This is a genomic window from Pseudoduganella danionis, from assembly GCF_009720775.1.
GTDB lineage: Bacteria > Pseudomonadota > Gammaproteobacteria > Burkholderiales > Burkholderiaceae_D > Rugamonas > Rugamonas danionis.
This window is the reverse complement of record NZ_WNKW01000005.1, coordinates 290567-312896: the sequence shown is the minus strand read 5'-3', so window position 1 is coordinate 312896 and position 22330 is coordinate 290567. Positions and strand designations below refer to the sequence as shown.

At 61.8% G+C, this 22330-nt stretch carries 17 protein-coding genes; 8 read left to right on the top strand and 9 right to left on the bottom strand.

Going from position 1 to position 22330, the window contains the following annotated elements; translation table 11 throughout:
• Window positions 1-20 precede the first annotated feature (20 nt).
• From GM655_RS17915 to GM655_RS17905, 3 genes are all read right to left on the bottom strand, one after another.
• A complete protein-coding gene (locus GM655_RS17915; protein WP_155436048.1) occupies window positions 21-1589 on the bottom strand; it encodes a fatty acyl-CoA reductase in 1569 nt (522 codons plus the stop codon).
• Between the two features lie 200 nt (window positions 1590-1789).
• The gene (locus GM655_RS17910; protein ID WP_155436047.1) at window positions 1790-2773 is read right to left on the bottom strand and encodes a 2-dehydropantoate 2-reductase; all 984 of its coding nucleotides are present in this window, start codon (window positions 2771-2773) and stop codon (window positions 1790-1792) included.
• A gap of 106 nt (window positions 2774-2879) precedes the next feature.
• Complete coding sequence (locus GM655_RS17905; RefSeq protein ID WP_155436046.1) at window positions 2880-4232, bottom strand: MFS transporter; 1353 nt, start codon at window positions 4230-4232, stop codon at window positions 2880-2882.
• Between the two features lie 152 nt (window positions 4233-4384).
• On the opposite strand from GM655_RS17905, the gene cyoA reads away from it, so the two are divergent.
• The 7 genes from cyoA to GM655_RS17870 are packed head-to-tail and all read left to right on the top strand — an operon-like array spanning window position 4385 to window position 11197.
• Window positions 4385-5398, top strand: coding sequence for a ubiquinol oxidase subunit II (gene cyoA, locus GM655_RS17900; RefSeq protein ID WP_155436045.1), 1014 nt, complete (start codon window positions 4385-4387; stop codon window positions 5396-5398).
• A 2-nt stretch (window positions 5399-5400) separates the two neighbouring features.
• Window positions 5401-7404 (top strand): cytochrome o ubiquinol oxidase subunit I, encoded by a 2004-nt coding sequence (gene cyoB / locus GM655_RS17895; RefSeq protein WP_155436044.1) that lies wholly within the window; start codon window positions 5401-5403, stop codon window positions 7402-7404.
• Entirely contained in the window at window positions 7397-8011 is a 615-nt protein-coding gene (gene cyoC, locus GM655_RS17890; RefSeq protein ID WP_155436043.1) for a cytochrome o ubiquinol oxidase subunit III, read from the top strand. The genes cyoB and cyoC overlap by 8 nt, the downstream gene beginning before the upstream one ends.
• Complete coding sequence (gene cyoD / locus GM655_RS17885; protein ID WP_155436042.1) at window positions 8008-8415, top strand: cytochrome o ubiquinol oxidase subunit IV; 408 nt, start codon at window positions 8008-8010, stop codon at window positions 8413-8415. Before cyoC ends, cyoD begins: the two co-directional genes overlap by 4 nt.
• Complete coding sequence (locus tag GM655_RS17880) at window positions 8415-9275, top strand: SURF1 family protein (protein ID WP_155436041.1); 861 nt, start codon at window positions 8415-8417, stop codon at window positions 9273-9275. Before cyoD ends, GM655_RS17880 begins: the two co-directional genes overlap by 1 nt.
• A 16-nt stretch (window positions 9276-9291) precedes the next feature.
• On the top strand, window positions 9292-10668 hold the full coding sequence (locus GM655_RS17875; RefSeq protein ID WP_155436040.1) for an ATP-binding protein: 1377 nt from the start codon (window positions 9292-9294) through the stop codon (window positions 10666-10668).
• Window positions 10658-11197, top strand: coding sequence for a response regulator transcription factor (locus GM655_RS17870; protein WP_155436039.1), 540 nt, complete (start codon window positions 10658-10660; stop codon window positions 11195-11197). The genes GM655_RS17875 and GM655_RS17870 overlap by 11 nt, the downstream gene beginning before the upstream one ends.
• Window positions 11198-11227: 30 nt before the next feature.
• Here the strand turns inward: GM655_RS17870 and GM655_RS17865 are convergent, their stop codons facing one another.
• The 4 genes from GM655_RS17865 to GM655_RS17850 are packed head-to-tail and all read right to left on the bottom strand — an operon-like array spanning window position 11228 to window position 14184.
• Window positions 11228-11983, bottom strand: coding sequence for a GGDEF domain-containing protein (locus tag GM655_RS17865; RefSeq protein ID WP_155436038.1), 756 nt, complete (start codon window positions 11981-11983; stop codon window positions 11228-11230).
• Window positions 11983-12372, bottom strand: coding sequence for a DUF1987 domain-containing protein (locus GM655_RS17860; protein WP_155436037.1), 390 nt, complete (start codon window positions 12370-12372; stop codon window positions 11983-11985). The genes GM655_RS17865 and GM655_RS17860 overlap by 1 nt, the downstream gene beginning before the upstream one ends.
• An 18-nt stretch (window positions 12373-12390) precedes the next feature.
• On the bottom strand, window positions 12391-12948 hold the full coding sequence (locus GM655_RS17855; RefSeq protein ID WP_155436036.1) for a SiaB family protein kinase: 558 nt from the start codon (window positions 12946-12948) through the stop codon (window positions 12391-12393).
• Window positions 12949-12957: 9 nt separating this feature from the next.
• Window positions 12958-14184: a SpoIIE family protein phosphatase gene (locus GM655_RS17850; protein WP_371866876.1), complete on the bottom strand. Its 1227-nt coding sequence runs from the start codon at window positions 14182-14184 to the stop codon at window positions 12958-12960.
• 168 nt (window positions 14185-14352) lie between these two features.
• Here GM655_RS17850 and GM655_RS17845 point away from each other — a divergent pair, with 168 nt between their 5' ends.
• On the top strand, window positions 14353-15987 hold the full coding sequence (locus GM655_RS17845) for a methyl-accepting chemotaxis protein (protein WP_155436035.1): 1635 nt from the start codon (window positions 14353-14355) through the stop codon (window positions 15985-15987).
• 21 nt (window positions 15988-16008) lie between these two features.
• On the opposite strand, the gene GM655_RS17840 is transcribed toward GM655_RS17845, so the two are convergent.
• Both GM655_RS17840 and GM655_RS17835 read right to left on the bottom strand, forming a co-directional pair.
• Entirely contained in the window at window positions 16009-18120 is a 2112-nt protein-coding gene (locus tag GM655_RS17840) for a TonB-dependent receptor plug domain-containing protein (RefSeq protein ID WP_155436034.1), read from the bottom strand.
• A gap of 67 nt (window positions 18121-18187) precedes the next feature.
• Window positions 18188-22288 (bottom strand): EAL domain-containing protein, encoded by a 4101-nt coding sequence (locus tag GM655_RS17835; RefSeq protein ID WP_155436033.1) that lies wholly within the window; start codon window positions 22286-22288, stop codon window positions 18188-18190.
• Window positions 22289-22330 lie beyond the last annotated feature (42 nt).

The following is a 22330-nucleotide window of genomic DNA, read 5'->3' as shown; positions in this document are numbered from 1 at the left end:
TGGCGGCGTCCATCTGTTTTTTATAACGGCGTGGCCGGTGCTGCCTGTTCTACTGCATGCGGGGCAGCCTGCGCTGCCTCGGGTACTGCTGCCGCGGCGGCTTGCGCCTCGGCCGATTTCGGTGCGCGTGGCCGCAGGGCATAGCGGTTCAGACCTGCCATGTGGATGCGGCACAGATATTCCTGCCAGTCGATACGGCTGCTATCGACGTTGAAACGGGCGCGATCTTCGCTGACGAAGCGCTGGGCCAGCGCCATCAGCGAACTGTTATGGAAGGTGTAGCGCGGCGCCGTGTAGAACGAGAACGTCAGCGCCAGCAGCTGGGTGGTACGCAGCGCTTCCAGCCTGGGCGATTCGCCGGCGCCGAGCAGGCGGCGTATGCCGCTCCAGCCACCTGCCGCGAGGCGCATGGCGCGCAGCAGTACCAGAAACACGGGACGGCTGACCACGCGGAAGTCGTGCTTGGGCTGGCGGTAGAACAGGCGCTCATACTGCTGCCAGTTGCGCTGCGATTCACCCTGTATCAGAGCTATCACGCCACCCACGGTGATGGGGCGGGAAGAACCCGTGCAGGATTGATAGATACGCGTGGCCGGTGCTTCCAGCAGGGCTTCGGCAGCACCCAGCAGCACGCTGTTGGCGACGATGTCGGCCGGTATGATGTCGACGATTTCATCGGCCTTGGCGGGGAAGAAGCTGGTCTTGCCGCGTGCGTAGGCGAGGATGATGGCGTCGGCCACTTTCACGCCTTCGATCCAGCCCGGCACCGGCTCTTCCAGCGTGCTTTCGATGATGGAAGGGCGCACGATGGTCAGCGAGCGGCCGCGCATGGCGCGCATGGCCAGTTGTTCGCCCATCCATTTGGTGAAGGTGTAGGTATCGTTCCAGCCGTGGTAGTTGGCTTCGGCGATGCCCAGTTCCGTCAGACGGCGCTCGAGTTCTTCCGGCACGCTGGTGCTGGCGCGTACCTGGGCAATGCGGTGTTCCAGATGCTTCTGCAGCGCATACAGATCGTAATAGCCATCGCCATGGCGCGGGATGGCGGCGCGCGCCGGGACCACGTTCTGCTCGCGCATATCACCCTGATTGTAGCCATTCACATAGCAGGTGGACACTTGCACCAGTGGCGCATTGTTGGCGCGGGTCAGTTCGGCGATGTGCTCCACGCTCAGCGCGTTGATGGCCAGCGCTTCGTCTAGCGCTTCGCGGAAATTGACGCTGGCGGCCGCATTGATGACCAGATCGACGCGGCGTGCTAGCGCATGGAACTCGGCCTTGGGCAGGCCGAAGCAGGGCGCGGTGACTTCGCCCGTCACGCATTCGATGCGCTCGGCGAAGAACTGGGCCAGATAGGCCGGATGTTCGGCGCGCAGGCGGTCGAAAATCGAAGAGGTGGCGATATCGCGCTCGAAGCGCTGGCGGGCATCGCTGCCATTCGCGCCAGCGCGGATCAGCAGGATGATGCGGCCGATATCGGGTACGCTGCGCACCAGCTTTTCCAGCACAACTTTGGCAAGAAAGCCGGTACTACCGGTGATCAGGACGCGCTTACCGGACAGCGCCGCGTGCACATTCAAGGCTGGCTTCATAGGGTTTCTCAGATACGGTATCAATACTGCAATGAACCGATCTTAGAGCGAAACCACTTTATTTCCGGACGCTATAGACTGGCTTGAGGAGCCAAACACATGGCTGGACGAGTCATGCGCCGCTAGTCACAGGAGAAACGGGTGTGGCCGTGATGGCAACATTGAGGCATTTGCGCAACGTTGCCCCGTAAGCTGGCTCCTCAGGCCTGCGGATACAGGCCATGCACGCGGCCGAACAGGCGCGTCAGGCCCAGCACGGCATCAATGAAAGGCGTGGCTACGCCCACGCGCTGGCCGATTTCGCGTACGGCGGCCACCAGTGCATCGAGCTCCAGCGTGCGGCCGGCCTCGGCATCCTGCAACATCGAGCTTTTGAAAGCGCCCAGCTTGCGCGTGACCAGATGGCGCTGTTCCGGCGTTTCCGCGATGGGGCAGCCGATCAGTGCTCCAATCTGCTGGGCTTCGCGCATGGCGGCGCGGCAGAATTCCGCCACCAGCTGGTCGTCGAGAATGCGGTCGGCCGTGGCGCCCGTGATGGCGGAAACGGGGTTGAGCGTCATATTGCCCCACAGCTTGTACCAGATATCCTGCCGGATATTAGCCGTCACGGTGACATCGAAGCCGGCCCCACGCAGGAGCTGGCCTAGCTGTTCGGCGCGTGGCGACACGCCCCCGGCTGGCTCACCGATGATCAGGCCATTGCCCATCTTGTGGCTGACCAGGCCGGGCTCCGGCGTGGAGGTGCTCGCATGTACCACGCAACCCAGCACTTGTGATGCGGGCAGGGCTGCCGCAATCACGCCGCCCGCATCGACGCTTTCCAGCGGCGCCGTGCCCATGGCCGCATTGCCTGCACCGAACCACCAAGGCACGCCGTTCATGGCGGGCAGTATCACAGTGTGCGGGCCTAACATGGGGCCAATCTGCTGTGCCACGCTGGCCAGCGCCTGACCTTTGACGGCAATGATCACCACATCCTGCACACCGAGGGCAGCAGCGTCGTCGCTGGCGTGGCAGGGCGCTTGCAGCAACTGCTCTCCCATTTGCATACGCCAGCCATGGTCGCGCAAGGCGGCCAGCGTGGCGCCGCGTGCGTAGGCGCTCGGCTGGCACTGGCCGGCGAGGGCTAACCGTGTGCCGATAAAGCCGCCGATGGCGCCTGCGCCGACGATCGCTACTTTCATGGGAGTCTCCGTAGAATCAAAAAAGGTGGCTATTTTGCCATGTTTCTGACGCAAAAACGCCAGCGCCGGAAAATCCGTGCGCTGGCGTCTGGGGGGGGCGATGTTATTAGTTGCGGATGTCGAGTGCGCGGTTCAGGCTCAGTGCGGCCAGCGAGCAGACCGCGCCCGACAGCAGGTACAGACCGACATAGGCCAGACCGAACTGGGACGACACGCCCAGCGCCACCAGCGGAGCGAAGCCTGCGCCCACCAGCCATGCCAGATCGGAGGTGAAGGCGGCGCCCGTGTAGCGGTAGTGCGACGGGAAGTTGGCCGTCACGGCACCGGCAGCCTGACCGTAGGACAGGCCCAGCAGAGCGAAGCCCAGCATGATGAAGGTGTTCTGGCCCGCTTCGCCACCGTCGAGCATCATCGGTACGAATACGCTGAACACGGCAATCAGCGAAGCCAGCGTGCCCAGCGTACGGCGCCGGCCGATACGGTCGGCAATCACGCCGGAAGCCACCACGCCGACGGCCATCAGCACCACGCCCGTCATCTGGGTGGCCAGGAAGTCGGCCATGTTACGGGGCGAATAGATGGTAATCCACGACAGCGGGAACACCGTCACAAGGTGGAACAGGGCGTAGCTGGCCAGCGCGGCGAGCGCGCCAATGATCAGGTTGCGGCCTTGCGAACGGGCCATCTCGATCACGCTGGTGGGCTGCAGTTCACGTTCTTCCAGCAAATGGGTGTATTCATTGGTGGAAATCAGGCGCAGGCGGGCAAACAGGGCCACCACGTTGATGGCGAAGGCCACATAGAACGGGTAGCGCCAGCCCCAGTCCATGAAGTCCAGATCGCTGAGGTTGCCGATCAGATACCAGAACAGACCGGCCGCCAGGAAGAAGCCGACGGGTGCACCGAGTTGGCCCAGCATGGCGTACCAGCCGCGTTTTTCTTCCGGTGCATTGAGTGCCAGCAGCGATGGCAAGCCATCCCAGGAGCCGCCTAATGCAAGTCCTTGTCCTACGCGTAGCACGGACAGAATGATGACAGAGTAAATACCAATTTCCGTGTAGGTGGGCAGGAAGGCTATGCCGGCCGTGGTGGAGCCGAGTAGGAATAAAGCAACAGTGAGCTTGACTTCCCGGCCGTAACGGCGCTGGATTGCCATCGAGATCACGGTACCTATCGGCCTTGCAATGAAGGCAAAAGAAAATATAGTGAATGCGTACAAAGTTCCTTCCAGTCTGCCGTCGAACGGGAACAGCATGGAAGGGAATACCAGCACTGAGGCAATGGCATAGACAAAGAAATCAAAGTACTCGGAAGCCCGGCCTATCACTACGCCGACCGCAATTTCACCCGGTGAAATGGCATGGTCGTCTGAGTTGATCCGCCGTGCGTCTTCCGCACTTTGGTGTGGAGGAAAATCGGCAGCGATGCTGCCCCCATGAGGTGTATTCATGTTGGCCATAATCTTTGTCTCACTAGTTGTTTATTTTATAAGTGCTGCGCAACATCAAGTTTGGTGAACGGGACAGGGTAGGACAAAGTGTCCAATCCACATATTTTGATGTTGTGTGTACAGTGGCACGATCCTCCCACTCTGTACAGCACTTTTATCGCATGATACATAAACTCGCCCAACGCGGGCTGTTCGTTGCCGCACTTATTGCGCTTGCAGGATGCAATACAGTCGTCATGAATCCGTCCGGAGATATTGCCCAGCAACAAAGCCACCTGATCATGGTGTCTACTGCTCTGATGTTGCTGATTATCGTACCCGTCATCTTCCTGACGCTGTGGTTTGCGTGGCGTTACCGCAAAAACAACACCGCCGCCAAGTACGAGCCCGACTGGGATCACTCGACCCGTCTGGAACTGGTCATCTGGGGTGCGCCTCTGCTGATCATCATTGCGCTGGGTCTGCTGACCTGGATCAGCACCCACCTGCTGGACCCATACCGTCCGCTCACGCGTCTGGATGCCAGCCGTCCGATCTCGGCCGCTGTCAAGCCGCTGGAAGTGGAAGTGGTGGCGCTGGACTGGAAATGGCTGTTTATCTACCCTGAACAGGGCGTGGCGACCATCAACGAACTGTACGCACCGGTGGATGTGCCAGTACGCTTCAAGATCACGGCGACCGAAGTGATGAACTCGTTCTACATTCCTGCACTGGCCGGCCAGATCTACGCCATGCCGGGCATGGAAACCCAGCTCAACGCCGTCATCAACAAAGCTGGCGTGTACGAAGGCTTCTCCGCTAACTACAGCGGCGCCGGCTTCTCGCACATGCGCTTCAAGTTCTACGGCACCTCGCAAGCCGACTTCGATAAATGGGTAGACAGCACCCGCGCCAGCACCGAAACGCTGGACCGTGCCACCTACACGGAAGTGGCCAAGCCTAGCGAACGCGAGCCTGTACGCCGCTTCGGCAAGGTCGATGCCGATCTGTACGAAGCCATCGTCAACCGCTGTGTCGACCGCAATGCCACCTGCATCCGCGAAATGGTTGCAGAAGATGAAGCCCGCGCTACCCGCGCTGCTACCAGCGTGTCGCTGGCCGCAGAACGCAGCGCCCGCCGCATCGCCCAGGCCAGCATCGACGAAGTTTGCATCACCCCTACCAAGAAGAACTGACCATGCACGAAGAAATGACTCTGACCAAGCTGATCTTGGGCCGGCTGAGCTGGGATGCGATTCCGTTCCATGAGCCTATCCTGATCGGCACCTTTGCCATGGTGGCGCTGGGCGCGATTGCCGTGCTCGGTGCTATCACCAAATTCAAACTGTGGGGCCCGCTGTGGCGCGACTGGATCACCTCCATCGACCACAAGAAGATCGGTATCATGTACATGATCTTCGGCCTGATCATGCTGCTGCGCGGCTTCGCCGACGCCGTCATGATGCGTGCCCAGCAGGTACTGTCGTTCGGCGACAGCGCCGGCTTTTTGCCACCGCACCACTACGACCAAGTGTTCACTGCCCACGGCGTGATCATGATTTTCTTCGTGGCGATGCCGCTGGTAACGGGCTTCATGAACTACGTGGTGCCGCTGCAGATCGGTGCGCGCGACGTGGCTTTCCCGTTCCTCAATAACTTCTCGTTCTGGATGTCCGTGTTCGGCGGCATGCTGACCATGGCTTCGCTGTTCGTCGGTGAATTCGCCCGTACCGGCTGGCTGGCTTATCCGCCACTGTCGGGCATACTGGCCAGCCCTGACGTGGGGGTGGACTACTACATCTGGTCGCTGCAGATTGCCGGGGTCGGCACATTGCTGTCCGGCGTCAACCTGATCGTTACCATCGTCAAGATGCGCGCACCGGGCATGAGCCTGATGAAAATGCCAGTCTTCACCTGGACCGCACTGTGCACCAATGTGCTGATCGTGGCTGCCTTCCCTGTGCTGACCGCTGTTCTGGGCATGCTGTCGATCGACCGTATGTTCGGCACCAACTTCTTCACCAACGACTTCGGCGGCAACGCCATGATGTATGTGAACCTGATCTGGATCTGGGGCCACCCTGAGGTCTACATTCTGGTGCTGCCAGTGTTCGGTATCTTCTCGGAAGTGGTTTCCACCTTCTGCAGCAAGCGTCTGTTCGGCTACACCTCGATGGTGTACGCCACCGTCGTGATCACCATCCTGTCGTATCTGGTATGGCTGCACCACTTCTTCACCATGGGTTCGGGCGCCAGCGTCAACTCCTTCTTCGGCATCACCACCATGATCATTTCGATCCCGACCGGTGCCAAGATCTTCAACTGGCTGTTCACCATGTACCACGGCCGTATCCGTTACGAACTGCCTATGATGTGGACCGTCGCCTTCATGGTCACCTTCGTGATCGGCGGTATGACGGGCGTGCTGCTGGCTGTGCCACCTGCCGACTTCGTGCTGCACAACTCGCTGTTCCTGATCGCTCACTTCCACAACGTGATTATCGGTGGCGTGCTGTTCGGTCTGTTCGCCGGTATCAACTTCTGGTTCCCGAAAGCCTTCGGCTACAAGCTCGATGAATTCTGGGGCAAAGTATCGTTCTGGTGCTGGGTACCGGGCTTCTATCTGGCCTTCATGCCGCTGTACGTACTGGGCCTGATGGGCGTAACCCGCCGTATGAGCCACTTCGAAGATCCTTCGCTGCGTATCTGGTTCATCATCGCTGCACTGGGCGCTGCCCTGATCGCGGTCGGTGTTGCTGCCATGCTGATCCAGTTCTTCGTGTCCTTCCTGCGTCGCAAGGAACTGGCCGATGTGACGGGCGACCCATGGGGCGGCCGTACGCTGGAATGGTCGACTTCGTCGCCACCGCCAGACTACAACTTCGCATTCACCCCGCGCGTGCATGACAACGACGCCTGGGCTGACATGAAGAAGGCCGGTTACACCCGTCCGCTGAAAGACTTCCTGGCGATCCACATGCCGAAGAACACTGGTGCCGGTTTCATCATCTCGGCCATCAGCTTCGTGGTCGGCTTCTGCCTGATCTGGCAAATGTGGCTGCTGGCCGTGGTGTCCTTCGTGGCACTGGTGGTGGCTGTCATCGTTCATACCTTTAACTACAAGCGCGACTACTACATCCCTGCGGATCAAGTAACCCGTACGGAAGAAGCGCGCACTCGTCTGCTGGAGAGCCATGTCTAATACCACCGCTACCGACGTAAGCTCGCGCTTCTTCGTGCGCGAGCACCATCCAGAGAACGGCACGCTGCTGGGCTTCTGGCTGTACCTGATGAGCGACTGCCTGATCTTCGCCTGTTTGTTTGCGACCTATGCTGTACTGGGTCGTAACTACGCGGGCGGCCCATCGGGCGCCGAACTGTTCGACCTGCCACTGGTGGCACTCAACACTTCGCTGCTGCTGCTGTCCTCGATCACCTATGGCTTTGCCATGCTGGAAATGCAGAAGAAAAATCTGCGTCTGGTACTGATCTGGCTGGCCGTGACCGGTCTGCTGGGCTGCGGCTTTATCTACCTCGAACTGTACGAGTTCGTGCACCTGATTCACGAAGGTGCCGGCCCGCAGCGTAGCGGTTTCCTGACCTCGTTCTTCGCGCTGGTCGGTACCCACGGTCTGCACGTGAGCTTCGGTATTGTCTGGCTGGTTACGCTGATGTTCCAGCTGAAGAAACACGGTCTGACGCCTGAAAACAACCGTCGTCTGATGTGCCTGTCGATGTTCTGGCACTTCCTGGACGTGGTCTGGATCGGCGTATTCACCTTTGTCTACCTGATGGGAGTTCTGCCATGAGCGATCACAACCACGCACACGACCATGGCCACGGCCATGACGATCATGGTCACGGCCACGATCACCACGACAGCCACGACCACGGCAGCCTCGGCAGTTATGCCACCGGCTTCATTCTGTCGGTCATCCTGACGGCCATTCCGTTCTGGCTGGTGATGGGCAAAGTGTTCGCCAGCTCCAGCACGGCAGCATTCGTGCTGCTGGCACTGGGTGCCGTGCAGATCGTGGTCCACATGGTCTACTTCCTGCACATGAACTCGAAGTCGGAAGGCGGCTGGAATATGCTGGCTCTGCTGTTCACGGTGATGATGGTTGTCATCGCCATGAGCGGTTCGATCTGGGTCATGTACCACCTGAATCACAACATGATGCCTGGCATGACCGAAGCCACGCACGCAATGTAATGATGGCTACGCAAAGTCCGGCGCCCCAGCGCAACCGGGCTTTGCGTGTTGTCCTGCTAGCGATTGCAAGCCTGCTGTGTGCAGGCTTTTTCGCTTTAGGCACCTGGCAAGTCTACCGGCTGCAATGGAAGCTGGACTTGATCGAAAGGGTGAACCAGCGGGTCCACGCAGAGCCGGATTTCCCTCCGCCGCCCAGTCGCTGGGCGCAAATCACTGCTGCCAGTGATGAATACCGCCATGTGCTGCTGAATGGCGTGCTGCTGTACGAACTGACCAGCAAGGTGCAGGCTGTCACGGCACTGGGTAGTGGCTACTGGCTGGTGACGCCCTTGTGTCAGGTCGATGGTTCGGTGGTGCTGGTCAATCGGGGATTTGTAAGCGCCGAGGCAGTACGCCAGCTACCAGCGCCTGTGCGCGCTGGCGACCAGGCCTGCAAGGCGGCGACGGCAGCCGGTCCCGCCGTCAGCGTAACGGGCCTGCTGCGCATCAGCGAAAGCCGTGGCGGCTTCTTGCGCGCCAATGATGCTGCGGCTGGCCGCTGGTATTCGCGTGATGTGGCAGCCATGGCGGCTGCGCTGGGCCTGAAGCAGAGCAGCGTCGCCCCTTATTTTGTCGATGCCGACGCACCGGCAGGGCAGCGGCTGGTAGCACTGCAAGGCGGTAGTGACGCCGAAGCACTGCGGCCTTCCGACCGTCAGAGTGCGGGCAGTTCGCTCGAGCATCCGGTGGGCGGCCTGACAGTAATTTCCTTCCCCAACAATCATTTGGTTTATGCTCTCACCTGGTACGGGCTGGCACTGATGGTAGCCGGTATTGCCTGGTGGATGTCGCGCGATGCGCGGCGCTGGAATCGAGCTTGATGATGAGAAGGCGGGAATGGCACAACACACTGCGGAGCAAGCGGGCAAACCGCCCGGGCATGGTACGGTAGTGGCGCAGGCGGCGGACAGCACACAGGCGGCCAGCACCATCACCCACGCGGCGGGCCACCAGAACATGCAGCAACTGATCCAGCTGCGCTGGATCGCCGTGGTGGGCCAGATCACCACGATTTCGATCGCCTCGCTGGTGTATGACGTGGCGCTGCCGATGGCGCTGATGCTCAATGTGCTGGCCTGCCTGATCGCCTTTAATATTGCCAGCACCCTGCGCTGGCAGGAAAACCAGGTGGTCTCGAACGGCGAGCTGTTACTGGCTTTGCTGGTCGATGTGGCCAGCCTGACGGCCCAGCTCTACCTGAGCGGTGGAGCCACCAATCCCTTCGTCTTCCTTTATCTGCTGCAGGTGATTCTCGGTGCCGTGCTGCTGGAGCGCTGGTCCACCTGGGTGATCGTGGGCGTGACGGGCGCCTGTATTGCCGGTCTGGCACTGTTCTCCCAGCCGCTTACGCTGCCGCTGGACCACGCCAATGGCATCTCCAGCCTGTACGTGCAGGGCATGCTGTTGTGCTTCGTGCTCGATGCGGCGCTTCTGGTGGTGTTCATTACCCGTATTACCGACAATGTGCGCGCCAGTTCGGCCAAGCTGGCCGACTTGCGCCAGCGTGCGGCCGAAGAAGAGCACATCATCCGTATGGGTTTGCTGGCTTCCGGCGCGGCGCACGAACTGGGCACGCCGCTGGCCACGCTGGCCGTGATTCTGGGCGACTGGAAGCGTATGCCCGAGTTCAAGAATAATCCTGAACTGCTGGGCGACGTGGCAGAAATGCAGACCCAGCTCAAGCGCTGCAAGAGCATCGTCAGCGGTATCCTGCTGTCGGCTGGTGAAGCGCGCGGCGAATCGTCGGCCGCCACCACCATCCTGACCTTCCTCGACGAGACGGTGGCCGAGTGGCGCTATGGCCGCCCTGTGGTGCAATTCATTTTCGATAAGCGCATCGCGCCCGATTTTCCCGTGGTGTCCGATTCCACCCTCAAGCAGATGATCTGCAATGTGCTCGATAATGCGCTGGAAGCTTCGCCGCACTGGTTGCGGCTGGAAGCCTGGTGCGAGCAGGGTATGCTGGTGCTGCAGGTGACGGATGCGGGCCCCGGTTTTCCCGCGCATATACTCGCGCAGTTCGGTAAGCCCTATAATTCGAGTAAGGGCCGCCCCGGTGGTGGCCTCGGCCTGTTCCTGGTGGTGAACGTGGCGCGTACGCTGGGCGGTGCCGTTACGGCGCACAACCTGCCGCAAGGCGGGGCGGTGGTGCGCCTGACGCTGCCCGTATCGGCGATAGAAATCAAATCGGAAACGCAACAACATGACTATTGAACAACGCGTACTGCTGCTGGTCGAAGACGATGCAGCGTTCGCCCGTACGCTGAGCCGCTCGTTCGAGCGGCGCGGCTACAAAGTACTGCTGGCGGAAAATGTGGATGAAGCCAGCGCCGTGCTGGTGGAACATAGTCCCGGCTACGCGGTGGTCGATCTCAAACTTAAGGGCAATTCATCGGGACTGGCTTGCGTGCAGATGCTGCACCAGCACGATGCTGCCATGCTGATCGTGGTGCTGACGGGCTTTGCCAGCATCAATACGGCAGTGGAAGCCATCAAGCTGGGCGCCTGCCAGTATCTGGCCAAGCCGTCCAATACCGACGATATCGAGGCTGCGTTCGAACATGTGGCCGGGGCGGCCGAGCTGGAACTGACCAATCGTGCTACCTCCGTGAAGACGCTGGAGTGGGAGCATATACATACGGTGCTGGCGGAAACGGATTTCAATATTTCCGAGGCAGCGCGCCGGCTTGGCATGCACCGCCGCACGCTGGCGCGCAAGCTGGAAAAGCAGCGCGTCAAATAGAGGTGGGCAGTCGCAGCCGCAGCCGCAGCCTCAGGCGGCGGCGAATAGTAGCGGGTTGAGATCCTCGCCCACATGGCTGCGTACGCAATTGCGGCCAGCCCGCTTGGCCGCGTACAGGGCTTCGTCGGCATGGCTGTAGATGGTTTCGAAGCTGCCGCCACAAGCGGCCCAGCTCACGCCCACACTGGCCGTGATCTGGCGGTTGATGGGCGCGGCAAACACCTGATCGGCGATCGCGTCGCAGATACGCTTGGCCACGCTCAGTGCCTCGGCCAGCTCGCTGGTTGGCCACACCACGGAAAATTCTTCCCCACCCACGCGGCCTATGCTGGCCTCAGGCCCCAGTAGCTGCTGCAGACAGGCCACGACGGTCTGGATCACCATATCGCCGGCCGGATGGCCGAAATCGTCATTGACCCATTTGAAGTGGTCGATATCGAGCACGATCAGGGCCAGATCGCCCTGTGCCAGCGCCCGCGTGGCGCATTCGATGATGGCGCCGCGGTTCAGAGCACCCGTCAGCGTGTCATGCGTGGCGCGGTATTCGAGTTGCTGCGCCAGCTCGTGTAGCTGGCGGTTCATCTGGTTCATATCGAGTTCGGCGCGGTCGCTGCGGCGGATCAGGCGGCGGCTCTCGCGCATCAGGCGCTCGTAATGGTTGATCAGGGCTGCCAGCGCGGCACGGGTATCGGCCTGCGCATCGTCATGGGCGGCGCGCGCCTGCGCCAGTGCCGCACTTTCCTGTGCAAACAAATCGGCTTCGGCGCGGGCGGCGTGGCGCTGCATTACTGGCCACTCACGGCATGGGCGCGGAAGTCCAGTGCGGCGAAGTCGTCGCGCAGTTCTTCGCCGAATTCGAGGATGGTGTCGTCGTCCTCGTCGTGGTACCAGTTCAGGCAGACGTCGTTGCCGGCCATGGCAGCCTGATTCAGCGCGTCGAAGAAGGCAAACAGCATCTTGGTGCTGGAGCTGTTGAAGTAGGCCAGCGAGACATTCACGCTGATGCTTTGGCCGTCGCAGCTAGCCAGATAGTGTTGCACCTGTTCGATCAGGGGGCTGTAGAAGGCAGCGGCATTTTCCGGATAGGATTCACCCTTGATCGACAGGCTATGCTGTTCGAAGCGGAAGTCCACTTCCGGCGAGGTAGGGGTGGCGCTGAGATAGAGTGCTTGCATAACGGTTCCAGTACTGAATTAGATAATCGCCTTGATGCAGAACACCGTGGTGTCAGGCGCATGAGCTTCCTGCACGAATTCGAATTCGAGCGGTTCGCTGGCGTCGCGCGCCATGGTCAGAAAGCCCAGACCGGCGCCCTTGCTGTCGCTCGGGGCTTCGTCGCGCAAGGCCTTTTTATAGGCAGTCTTGATTTCTTCCATGGTCATGCTGTGCAGCGGTTCGAGGCGCTGGCGTATGCGTTCCACATTGGTGCTGTCGACCGGATTGGCACATAGCAGGAAGAAGCTGTCGTCCTTCATGCCTATGCAGAACGAGCCGCGGCGCATCTGGCCCGTGGTTTCCTGCCCCGGCGTGAGCGTGTCGGACGAGTAGTGCATGATGTTCTGCGACATTTCCACGAACGAGGAAAAGATGCGGCGCCGCGTAGGTCCCGCCGCGCCGGCCGTATCCAGCCGCGCCTTGATGGTTTCGGAAATGGCGGCCACCACGTGCTGCGAGAAATAGCCCACGTAGAAGAAGATGATGTGGCGCTTGCGGGCCACGTCCCAGAAGTCGTTGAATTCTTCGTACAGCAAAGGGTGCTCCTAAGGGCGAAAAACGAAAAAGGTCAGGTCGTCGCGGCGCGGCTGGCTGCCTTGCCACGCAAGGAAGTCCGCCAGCAGTGCCGCACCGGCTTGCGCTGCGCTGGCATGGCGCTGGGCCAGCAGGGCATCGCGCATGCGCCGTTTGCCATAGGCGATGTCGCGGCTGCCGCCGATCTGGTCGATCAGACCATCGGTGGTGAGCAGCAGTAAGCTGCCCGGGGGTATGTCCACGCTGATGTTGTGCCACTGATAGTCGGCCGGCGTATCGGTGTAGCCCACGCCCATGCGGTCGCCGTCTATGCTCTGGATGGCGGCGCTGTCCGGAGTGAGCAGGAACAAGGCCATGCGTGCCCCGGCGTAATGCAAGGTGCGGCTGGCGCGCTCGTACCAGATGAAGCCGGCGTCCATGCCGTCGTTGGAGCTGCTGCTGCCATTGCTAGCGTCCTGCTGGGCCAGCATGCTTTTGACACCACGACTGACTTCGGCCAGCAGCGCGGCAGGATCGGCCGGCCCTTGCTGCTGCAGTGCCTGCGACAGGATGGAGGAAGTGATCAGCGTCATGAAGGCACCCGGCACGCCATGACCCGTGCAATCGGCAATCGCACCGAACCAGCCCTGCGGATACTGGGCAAAATGGTAGAAGTCGCCGCCCACCACGTCGCGCGGCTGCCATTCGAGGTGGGCATCGGCCACGGCGGCGGCCAGCGCCAGATCGGAAGGGCGCAGCAGCGAACGCTGGATTACGCTGGCGTAGGCGATGCTGTGCATGATCTGGCGGTTGCGCTCGGCCTGCATATTCGCCACCACATTCATCAGTTGCAGGCCGAAGCCGACGCCGGCCAGGCCGCCATCGCGGCTGACGATGAAACCATCAGCCAGCGCTTTCTCGCCCGATTCCACGGCGCGAAAGGTCAGCTCTTCGATGCTCATGGCCGCGTCGACGATGAGGGGATCCTTGTCCATGAAGGCGATGCAGCTCTTCTTGCCATACAGCTCGTGGTAGTAAGGCTTGGACATCTGCGACAGGAAGATGTTACGGCTGATTAGGCCTATCGGGCGCTCATGTTCGAGCACGGGCAAGCTCATCAGCTCGCGCCGTTCGGTGAACAGTTCCAGCACGCCCAGATTGCTGGTGTCGGATGCGACCGACACCGTTTCCACGCACAGATCGGCGGCGGTGGACAGGCGGAAGCGCGGCAGGTGGTGACGAGAAGCGTTGAACTCCACGGTGGGGTTTCCCGGTAATGGCTAGTGGTCGTAATGCTAATGGGAAATTGTTACCTGCTCATTACATAGGCCTGATGTACTAATAGTTTCCATGAGGTAATGATGACGTCACATTTGGTCACTAAACTGCCGGCTGTTTCTCACTCAGTCCATCCCCTAGAAAACGCGATGAATATTCCCCGATTTAATACTGGTTTCCGTGTCATGGCCTCGTTCGGCCTGTTGCTCGTGCTAATGGCGTGCATGTCCGCCGTCGCACTCTGGCGTCTGCATACGGGCAATGCCAGCACCTCGATACTGGTCAACGAAAAACTGGCCAAACAGCAGCTCGGCTCGGAGCTGCTGGCCAGCGTAGAACTCAATGGCTTGCGCACCGTGTCGGTAGCGCGCGCCGACAGTCTGGAAGTGGCCGATCTGTTCCAGGCCCAGCTCGACGCGGGCGAGAAACAGCTGGCTGCGCTGGAACAGCGATTGGCGCAGTTGCCCAGCGACGCCGAGGAAACCCGTTTGCTGCAGCAGGTGGCGCGCCACAAGCAGGCGTATCTGGCCATGCGCAGCGAGCTGTTCAAATACAAGGATGGCGGCCGCATCCAGGAAGTCGCTGACTTGCTGGAGCAGCGTATGCCGGCCGTGGCCGGTGCCTATACGGGCGCGCTGACACAGTTGCTGGCCTATCAGAAGCAGCAGGCGCAACAGCTTGCCGAACACAGTGCCAGCCAGTTTGCCCTGAGCCGCCTACTGTTGCTGGTGCTGGGTGCTCTGGCGCTGGTCACGGGCATAGTGCTGGCTGTGCTGCTGACGCGCAGCGTGGTGCGCCCGCTCGAACAGGCTGTGCTGCTGGCACAGCAGGTGGCGTCCGGCCAGCTGCACGGCAGTATCGCCCATGAGCGCGACGATGAAATTGGCAAGCTGCTCGATGCGCTCAGCCATATGACAGAGCGGCTGGCCCACACGGTGCGGCGCGTGCGCGATGGTGCGGACAGCATAGACTACAGCTCGCGTGAAATTGCGGCGGGCAATCTGGATCTGTCGCAGCGTACCGAACATCAGGCCGGCGCGCTGGAAGAAACGGCATCGGCCATGGTCGAACTGACTGAGGCGGTACGCGCCAATAGCGGCAATGCCCGTACGGCCAATGCGCTGGCCGTGTCGGCGACGGAAGTAGCGGACAAGGGCGGCGCCGTGGTGGCGCAGGTGGTAGCGACCATGCAGAACATCGATGCGGCAGCCCAGCGCATCGTCGAGATCACCAGCGTGATCGATGGCATCGCGTTCCAGACCAATATTCTGGCATTGAACGCGGCCGTGGAAGCGGCCCGGGCCGGCGATCAGGGCCGCGGTTTCGCCGTGGTGGCAACGGAAGTACGCAATCTGGCCCAGCGTTCGGCCGTGGCGGCCAAGGAAATCAAGCTGCTGATCAATGAATCGGCAGAGCAGATCGCGGGTGGCAGCGCTCTGGCGCGCGATGCTGGCGTGACCATGGCGGAAATCGTCACGCGGGTCGGTGAAGTGGCGGGGATTATCGCTGCCATTAGCAGTGCCAGCAGCGCGCAGGAGCAAGGCATAGAACAGGTCAATGCCGCCATTGGCGAGATGGATGGCGTGACCCAGCAGAATGCAGCGCTGGTGGAGCAGGCCGCAGCTGCCGCCCAGGCCATGCAGCAGCAATGCCGTGAAATGGCTCAGCTGATGGGCGGCTTCCGGCTGGACCATGAACCGCTCCGCCAGACTAAGGTGCTAGCCATGCCGCCCCAGACCAGATTGGCGCAGCGCAAGCTGGCGGCGCTACCGCGCGCAGCCTGAAGCGCTGGCGCTGCGGCGCGACTACATCTGGTAGCTGGCTTGCAGTGAAATGTTACGACCCGGCATGGGTATATCGCCGGGCAGCGCCAGCCCCGGCGCCGGGCTGGGTTCACGTACGTTGGCGTTGAAGGCATTGCGGATGGCCAGCGTGTAGTTCCAGCGCTGGCGGCCGTAACGCGTGGCGATGGTAAAGTCAGCCGTGCTGTAGTCGGCGATCGGTGCACGCAGATCGCCGAGCGGACGGCGCCGCCCAGCCACGTGGTTGAGCTGGGCGCCGAGCTGGTAGTCGGTTACCACGCTCCAGTCTATCCTGCCCAGCAAATGGTGGCGCGGTGCTGCCCCGGCATCAGTGCCTGTGCGCTGATCGATGGAGCGCTGCCACGCATAATTTCCGCTGAACTGTACGGTGCTGGTCAGCTGCCACTTGCCTTCCAGCTCAAGCCCGTCGCCGCGCTGGTCGCCCGTGTTGGCATAGGTGGAGCCAGTGCCGGCCACCGGGTTCATGACGGCACGGATGATGTCGTGCATGCTGTAGTGATAGAACGTCAGGTTGAAGCTGGCGTTGCTGCTGAGCTGCCAGGCCAGCGCCAGTTCGGTGGTGGCGTTGCGTTCCGGCTTGAGGAGAGGATTGCCCAAGGCGACGGGATTGCTGATGCCATAGCTTTCCACAAACGCTGGCGCCCGGAAGGCGCGGCCATACAGCAGCTTGGCGGTCAGATCGTAGCTGGCATCCCACACCAGTGCGAGACGGGGATTGGTGGTGCTGCCGAAATCGGAATAGCGGTCATGGCGCAGGCCCGCCGTGAGGTTCCAGTCGGCCGCCAGATTCCATTCATCCTGCAGGTAGAGATAGTTGATGTTGCGCCGCTGCGGCCGGATGAAAGGCGAGCTCGCGCTGGTTTCGATCACGCTGGGCAGCGGAATCGGCATGCCGTTGGCGGCATAGTTAAAATTGCGATACTCGCGCGTGCGGTACATATCGATATCGTCGTGGCCCACACCCAGTCGCAGGCGGTGCAGTTGCCAGCCGCTGTAATCGGCATAGGCGCTGGCACGGTAGGTGCGTTCCCAGGTCTCTGGTGCGGCGATCATGCCGTTGGGGAAGGCGCCGGTAGGATAGACCAGTCCGGCAGGCATCAGCCGAAACCAGGTGGGAATTTCTTGCGAATACTGCTGGCTGCTCAGTGTGGCACCCGCACCCCAGTCATGCGCGAGCTGGGCATCGGCCCATGACAGGCTGCTGGTGATGCGCTCGGTTTGCTGGCGGCCGGTGGGATCGAGCGACCAGGCTATGCCCAGACCCGTACCCATGTCGTAGCGGCGCTTGTAGCCGAAGCGGGCACGCCAGACGCCAAACTGTAGGTCGAGATTGCCGTCCACCGCCTTGAGCTGATTGTTGATCTGGCCGGGGGCCAGCGTGGCATGGGTGTTAAACAGTTTGTCGTTGCGGCTTTGGGCATCGCTCTCCACCAGATTGTGGTTGCCGTCCGTCTGGCCATAGCGCAGGTAGCTGGCCACAGCCAGCGGCCCTAGCCGCGTGCCTTGCTGGAACCACAGGTCGCCTGTACCGAAGCTGGCGCCGCGCAGGCCGAATTCCGTACCGCCCACCTCGGCGGCATTCTTGGTGATGATGTTGATGACGCCCGCATAGGCATCCGAGCCATACAGGGCCGAACCGGGCCCGCGCAGGATTTCGATGCGGGCGATATGTTCGACCGGGTAGGCGCCCCAGATATTGCCTTTGTTGCCCATGTAGGCCGTGGTGATGGGTATGCCGTTCTGCAGTAGCAGCACCTGCGGATTGAAGGCGCTGACGATGCCGCGCACCACATACAGCGGCGAGTTGCTATTGGGCGCACGGTTGACGTGGATGCCGGGCACCGTCTCGAGGATCTGGTCCAGTTCTGTCGCACCCATGGCGACGATGTCGGCCGCCGTGATCACGCTGGCCACGGCGGGGGCGCGGCGCAAGCTCTGGCTATTGCCGGTAGCGATGCTGACGCTGGCTGCTTCGCTATACGACAGGGCCAGGTCATCGTCATCGGATACCGGGCTGGCCCAGGCCAGCGGGGCGCTGAAGAACCATGGCAGGGCAACTGCCAGCGCATAGCGCAAACGGTGAGGACGGGGCATATTCACGCGAAAACTCCTGATACGGTACTAGACGGATAAACAAAACTTTGCGGCATGGTGTGCGGCCTTATTCCAGCGCGGCCAGTGTGTTACTGCTGCGCGCCTGATGGGCGCGTATCAGTTCGGCACACTGCTGCGCCGGCAGAGCCGGGCTTAAGTAATAGCCCTGCAGCAGATCGCATTGGCGTGTGCGCAGGAAGTCGAGCTGGGCTTGCGTTTCCACGCCTTCGGCCACTACTTCGAGCCGCAGGCTATGGGCTAGCGCGATAATGGCGCTGACGATGGCCATGTCATCGCTATCCTGCGGCACATCCTGCACAAACGAGCGGTCGATCTTGAGAATGTCGACGGGGAAGCGCTTCAGATAGGACAGCGAGGAATAGCCGGTGCCGAAGTCGTCGATCGACAGGCGCACTCCGAGCGCGTGCAGACTATGCAGCGTAGCCAGCGTATCCTGGGCGTTTTCCATCAGCGTGCTTTCGGTGATTTCCAATTCCAGCATGGCTGGCGGCAGACCGCTTTCGGCCAGTATGTTGGCTACGGTAGTGCTGAAATTCTTCTGCAGCAGCTGGCGTACCGACAGGTTGACGGCCACGCGCAGATCCGGCATGCCTTCCGCGCGCCAGCTTTGCAACTGGGTACAGGCGGTGCGCAGCACCCACTCGCCGATAGGGATGATCAGCCCCGTCTCTTCCGCCAGCGGTACGAACTGGTCGGGCGGGATCAGGCCGCGCAGCGGATGGTGCCAGCGCAGCAGCGCTTCCATGCCGAGGATGCCGCCGTCCTGCATGCGCGCCTGCGGCTGGTAATACACTTCGAGCTGGTGGCCTTGCAGCATGGCGTGGCGCAGATCGCTCTCCAGCCGCACGTGCTCGGAGATGGACAGTTCCATCGACGCTTCATAGAACTGGAAGCCGCTGTTGGTGCGCTTGGCGCGGTACATGGCGCTGTCGGCATGCTTGACCAGGCTGGCCACATCCAGCCCGTCGTGCGGGTACATGGCGATGCCCACGCTGGCCGTGACGAAGATATCGTTGCCATCGATGGGGAAGGGGGCGCTTAGTGCGCGCACGATATTTTGTGCGGCCGTGGCTGCGGCAGCGGGGCTATCCAGATGGTCGAGCACCACGGTGAATTCATCGCCACCGAGGCGGGCCACGGTGTCGTCATCGCGCACGGTCTGGCGCACGCGCTGGGCCACGGCCTGCAGCAGGCGGTCGCCGATGTGGTGGCCCAGATTGTCGTTGACGTATTTGAAGCGGTCCAGATCCATGAACAGCACGCCGAGCTGGTGCTGTTGTTCGCTTGCCCGGCTGATGCGCTGGGCCAGCAGATCGAAGAACAGGGTCCGGTTGGGCAGGTTGGTCAGCACATCGTTGTAGGCCAGGTGGCGAATGCGCTTCTCGGCCCGGTTGCCTTCGATGATGCGGCGTACCCGCTGCGACAGCACGGCGTAGTGGATGGGCTTGGGGATGTAATCGCTGGCGCCGGCGGCAAAGGCTTTTTCGACGGAGGCGTTGTCCTGCAGTGCGGTAATCATCAGCACGGGTATCTCGCTGCCATGAGGTAGCTGCTGCATGCGCGCGCAGGCGGTAAAGCCATCCATCACGGGCATCATGGCATCCATCAGGATCACGTCGGGCTGCCAAACGGCCAGCATGGCCAATGCCTGCGCACCATCGGCCGCTTCTTCCACATGGAAGCCGTCGCGCTGCAGGGTATGGCGCAAGGTGCTGCGCGTGCTGCGGTCATCATCGACGATCAGCACCTGGGCCAGACTATCGTCGTGCTGGTCGAGCGCTGGCGCGATCACGCGTAGCTGGGCTTGCAGGAAGCCGGCCAGTGCTGCGTATTGACTGCGCAGCGGCACCAGCAACGGTGCCAGCAGCTCGCCCTGTCCGCGTGCCGCATAGTCTTCCACCTGCTGGGCCAGCTGGGCCAGCGCTTCTGCGCCCAGATTGGCCGAGGCGCCCTTGAGCGTATGGGCGCGCTCGCGTGCCAGCGTATAGTTGCCCGTGGCCATAGCCTGTTGCACATCGTCGATGCAGCGCGGCGCATCTTCCAGATAGGGTTCGATGGCCTGTGGCAGGCTGGCGCCCAGTACCTGGCATAGCGGCTCGAACACGGCGCGGTTGACGGGGCAAGGGCCGGCGGCATTCATAGGCGCGGGCTGGGGTGTGGGTAGCACATCGAGCAGGGGCAGCCATTTTTCCAGCTTGCGACGCAGTTCCACCAGCGTGATGGGCTTGGCCAGATAGTCATCCATGCCGGCGGCCAGACATTTTTCTGCATCACCGGACTGGGTGTTGGCCGTCATGGCCAGCAGCGGCGTACGCCGTCCGCTGGCCAGTTCGGCCAGACGGATATGGGCGGTGGCTTCGTAGCCATCCATTTCCGGCATGCTGCAATCCATCAGGATCAGGTCGAACTGTTCGCGCTGGGCGGCGCGCACGGCTTCGGCGCCATCGGCCGCGAATACGCAAGCACAGTCATTCAGGGCCAGCATGCCGGCCGCCACCATCTGATTGGTGCGATTGTCTTCGGCCACCAGTACGCGGAAGCGCGGCGGCGCCGAGCCAGTCTTGGCCGGCTGGCTGCGTGTTGCCGGGGCGGGCAGGGCAGCGCTGCGCTCGTCGGCTGCGGCAGGCAGCGCGCGCGAGGCCGGTGCGGCGCTAGCAGACTGGCACAGCATGTCGAAGCTGAAGCAACTGCCGTGGCCGGGGCTGCTTTCCACACTGATCTGGCCGCCGAGCAGCTCCACCAGTTGTTTGCAGATGGCCAGGCCCAGCCCCGTGCCGCCATAGCGCCGCGTGGTCCCCGTCTCCGGCTGCACATAGGCGTGGAACAGGCGCTGGCAGACCTCCGCGCTCATGCCTATGCCGCTATCGCGCACGCTGCAGTGCAGACGCATGGCAGCGGCGTCGCCGCTTATGCGCAGGCTGACGCTGATTTCGCCGCGTGCAGTGAACTTGATGGCATTGCCTATCAAGTTAAGCAGGATCTGGCGCAGCCGCATGGCATCGCCTGTGATATATGGCGGCAGTTCGCCGGCGGCCTGCCAGCTCAGGCGCAGGCCTTTCTGGCTGGCCTGCGGCTCCAGCAGATCGATCACCTGATCGAGCAAGGCTGGCAGGTCGAAGGTGTTGGGTTCCAGCGTCAGCTTGCCTGCTTCGAGCTTGGAAAAGTCCAGGATGTTGTTGATCAGCTCGATCAGGGTGTTGGACGAATTCCAGGCCACGTCGACCAGTTCCTGCTGGCGCGCCGAGAGCCGGGTTTCGCGCAGCATGTCCAGCATGCCGACCACGCCGTTGAGTGGCGTACGCACTTCATGGCTGACGGTGGCGGCAAACTGGGCTTTCAACTGGGCCAGATTGATGGCGGCATCGCGCGAGTCCTTGAGTTCGCTTTCGCGCTGTTCGAGCACTACCATCATCTGGTTGAAGGCCTGGGCCATATCGATCAGGTCGCGAGGACCGGACGGACTCGCGCGCATGCCTGATTCGCCCGCTTCGGCGCGCCGCATCAGCGCCGACAGCGCATTCAGCGGCCGTATCATATGGCGCGTCAGCAAGCGGCCCACACCCAGCACCAGCACGGCAAACGACAGGGTCAGTACCAGATTGCCCAGCAAGAGGGAATTGGTCAGGCTATTCAGCGTGCTCTTGGCAATTTGAACATGCACATAGCCCTGGACTTGCGGGCGCACATCCTGCGGATCGAGCGGCGAGCTTTCCGCCTGTCCGCCAAACACGGGCGCCGCAAACAGCCAGCTGCGGCTATCTTCGCTGATCAGACCGGCGCGGGCCGGCAGGGCAGTGCCCGGCGCATGCAGGGCAGGCTGACCGGCCGGGGTTTCACTAACCAGCACACGCTGCTGCGCATCCATGATCTGCACGGCGCTCACATCGGGGAAGGCCAGCGTGGTGCTGACCACTTCGCGCGCGTTTTCGGGCGAATGGAACAGCAAGGCCAGGGTACTCTGGCGCGCCAGATTCTCGGCGATGCGCTGGCCCTGGCCGATGTAGTAGTCGCGCATGCGCACATTGGCTTCGCGCGCATTCATCAGGGCCGAGAACACGGCCAGTCCGAGGATGGAGCTGGCAGCGATCAGCATTAACTGGCGCTGGAAGCCGGTGCGGCGCAGGAATAGACGGAGTGACTGGATCATGGCGTGGCTGAGCGGCGTTGCAGGGGGCTGCACGCTGCCGGC

What these genes read in the sequence shown, in the direction of transcription:
- GM655_RS17840 (WP_155436034.1), bottom strand. Translation starts at nt 18,120, where the DNA reads ATGCCCCGTCCTCACCGTTTGCGCTATGCGCTGGCAGTTGCCCTGCCA.
- GM655_RS17915 (WP_155436048.1), bottom strand. Translation starts at nt 1,589, where the DNA reads ATGAAGCCAGCCTTGAATGTGCACGCGGCGCTGTCCGGTAAGCGCGTC.
- GM655_RS17865 (WP_155436038.1), bottom strand. Translation starts at nt 11,983, where the DNA reads ATGCAGCGCCACGCCGCCCGCGCCGAAGCCGATTTGTTTGCACAGGAA.
- GM655_RS17875 (WP_155436040.1), top strand. Translation starts at nt 9,292, where the DNA reads ATGGCACAACACACTGCGGAGCAAGCGGGCAAACCGCCCGGGCATGGT.
- GM655_RS17835 (WP_155436033.1), bottom strand. Translation starts at nt 22,288, where the DNA reads ATGATCCAGTCACTCCGTCTATTCCTGCGCCGCACCGGCTTCCAGCGC.
- GM655_RS17880 (WP_155436041.1), top strand. Translation starts at nt 8,415, where the DNA reads ATGATGGCTACGCAAAGTCCGGCGCCCCAGCGCAACCGGGCTTTGCGT.
- GM655_RS17870 (WP_155436039.1), top strand. Translation starts at nt 10,658, where the DNA reads ATGACTATTGAACAACGCGTACTGCTGCTGGTCGAAGACGATGCAGCG.
- GM655_RS17910 (WP_155436047.1), bottom strand. Translation starts at nt 2,773, where the DNA reads ATGAAAGTAGCGATCGTCGGCGCAGGCGCCATCGGCGGCTTTATCGGC.
- GM655_RS17905 (WP_155436046.1), bottom strand. Translation starts at nt 4,232, where the DNA reads ATGGCCAACATGAATACACCTCATGGGGGCAGCATCGCTGCCGATTTT.
- cyoA (WP_155436045.1), top strand. Translation starts at nt 4,385, where the DNA reads ATGATACATAAACTCGCCCAACGCGGGCTGTTCGTTGCCGCACTTATT.
- cyoC (WP_155436043.1), top strand. Translation starts at nt 7,397, where the DNA reads ATGTCTAATACCACCGCTACCGACGTAAGCTCGCGCTTCTTCGTGCGC.
- cyoB (WP_155436044.1), top strand. Translation starts at nt 5,401, where the DNA reads ATGCACGAAGAAATGACTCTGACCAAGCTGATCTTGGGCCGGCTGAGC.
- GM655_RS17845 (WP_155436035.1), top strand. Translation starts at nt 14,353, where the DNA reads ATGAATATTCCCCGATTTAATACTGGTTTCCGTGTCATGGCCTCGTTC.
- GM655_RS17860 (WP_155436037.1), bottom strand. Translation starts at nt 12,372, where the DNA reads ATGCAAGCACTCTATCTCAGCGCCACCCCTACCTCGCCGGAAGTGGAC.
- cyoD (WP_155436042.1), top strand. Translation starts at nt 8,008, where the DNA reads ATGAGCGATCACAACCACGCACACGACCATGGCCACGGCCATGACGAT.